This is a genomic window from Mesorhizobium sp. M0047, assembly GCF_040323315.1.
In the GTDB taxonomy this organism is placed as follows: domain Bacteria; phylum Pseudomonadota; class Alphaproteobacteria; order Rhizobiales; family Rhizobiaceae; genus Mesorhizobium.
In genome coordinates this window covers 1-1,395 of the sequence record NZ_JAMYUW010000101.1, presented here as the reverse complement: position 1 = coordinate 1,395, position 1,395 = coordinate 1, and the positions used below count along the sequence as shown (strand labels likewise).

The window sequence follows — 1,395 nt, the reverse complement described above, 5'->3', positions numbered from 1 at the left end:
ACCCCCCCGGGGCGGTGGGTTTCCCCCCCCCCCCCAACCCGCCCCCACTGTGGTGGGGGTCCCGGTCCACATCCCAACCCCCCATTTACAATTGGCGGGGGGGCGGGGGGGGGCCCGGCCCGCGGATGGTGCACCGTCAGGCGAGAGTGATCGAGAACGGGTCCTGCTTGGTGTCGTTATCCCCGTCGGTTAGAGTCGCCGTCAGGTTCATGGTGAGCTGTTGCGGCAAGAACGCCTGCCGGATGCTGAACTGGATCACCGGGACCTTGATCGTGCCACTGGCCATCGTCAGCTGGACAGCGTCGATCTGAGGCCCGCCCAGGACGTCCGAGATCTCGAACGACTTACCGCCTTTGGCGACCCCCGACGTGACTTTGGTAAGATCGCCCGCCTGGACTTTCGTATACGCACTGACTTGCCCGTCGCTATAGTAGACGCGGTATTCGAGGTCCTCCGTGTTCGGGTCGTAGCCACCCACCGAGTTGTCGATGAACACTTTAACCTTGTCCACCAGCTGCGAGGGATTGACGACAAAGCTTTCGTCGGTTGCTCCTATCCCGGCCCCCGATCCGTCCAGGTTGTTGTTGTTGATCCCGATGCCCGAGGTCGACACGTTCATCTGTGTCGAGCCGTTGATAAGGGACGGGATCTGATTGGTCGGCTTGAGCAAAGCGTCGATGTCGGCCTTGGTCAGGTCGGGTTGCCCGAGTTTCACCAGGTCCAGGATGTCGTTCGGAGGAGTGTCGGCGACATTGTCAAGTTTTGCGGGCGCGTTCGCCGCAGTGCCGAAGAACACCACGCTCTGTCCGGCCGCGGGTCCGCTCGAGAAGTTCAGTTGCTGCACTGGGGAGGGCCCCCCTGGCGCCAGCTTACCCTGCGAAGTGTCGTAAGTAACGATCGTCGAGGGTTGGCTCGTCACGTCGATCTTGTAGGTGTCATTCGTCGGGTTGAAGGTCAGCTTGAACGACACTGCGTCCGAGATGCCGTCATTGTTGAAATCGTCGTTGATGGTCCCGTTGAAGACGTAGTTGCCGTTCTGATCGGTTGTCGTATCGGTCCCGAGCGAACCGTTGACGACGGTCACAGGAGCTTTGGCGTCAATCGTGTAGCCGTTCAGGGTTATGTTCAGTGACGTGAACCCGTCGGCGCCGGGAGCGTCGCTCCAGGTGCTGCTGCCGCCTGCCGCGTAGCTCCCGCTCCCGATGTTATCGACTGTAATCGTCGGGCCGTCGTCGAGGAATTTGATCTGGTCACCGATGTTGACCGAGTTCGTCGCCGTGTCGCCATCGCCGTCGGTCACCGTCACCACCGCCTGCAGCGCGGCGCTGGTGATCGACACCGCCTCGCTGTTGTCGGGGTTATTGGCGGAGTCGTGATGCAGCGAGGCGTACTGCG

The 1,395-nt window shown here is 61.7% G+C and carries 1 protein-coding gene; it reads right to left on the bottom strand.

The window, feature by feature from the left end; translation table 11 throughout:
- Positions 1-136: 136 nt before the first annotated feature.
- A partial coding sequence (locus NKJ89_RS35540; protein ID WP_352609065.1) for a DUF5801 repeats-in-toxin domain-containing protein occupies positions 137-1,395 on the bottom strand: 1,259 nt, incomplete at its 5' end.